The organism is Bartonella sp. AA81SXKL, from assembly GCF_042196945.1.
Classification (GTDB): Bacteria; Pseudomonadota; Alphaproteobacteria; order Rhizobiales; family Rhizobiaceae; genus Bartonella.
Window position 1 is genome coordinate 1 of sequence record NZ_JBHIRH010000159.1, and the last position, 344, is coordinate 344.

General features: G+C 29.7%; 1 protein-coding gene. It reads right to left on the reverse strand.

Annotated features, from left to right (window positions below; all coding sequences use genetic code 11):
* Positions 1–237: 237 nt before the first annotated feature.
* Positions 238–344 (reverse strand): hypothetical protein (locus tag ACFINZ_RS10275; protein ID WP_375701460.1); only part of this gene is annotated, 107 nt, incomplete at its 5' end.

The following is a 344-nucleotide window of genomic DNA, read 5'->3' on the forward strand; positions in this document are numbered from 1 at the left end:
ATTTTTTATTGCAGTGTGACTGACAACTTATATTTTTTCTCTTTAATAACATTTTATACGAAACAAAATATATGATATCTTCATTTAAATTTCAAAATGGAATAAGTGGTGGCAACCGATTTTGCATATCCGTTTGAGAAACAAATAAACTAAGCATTTATTATTTCTGTAAAAATAAGGCTTTTCCTTCAATGAATACTCTTTCTGAACATATTTTATCAAAGTTCGCTTTCAAACTCATCTAAAATGCTTGGATAACTTTAATCCTTGTGCTTGATAATGTGATCCAGAATCTTCTCCATACAGTGCCAACGGCCTCTTGAGCATTTTTTCATACACTAAAC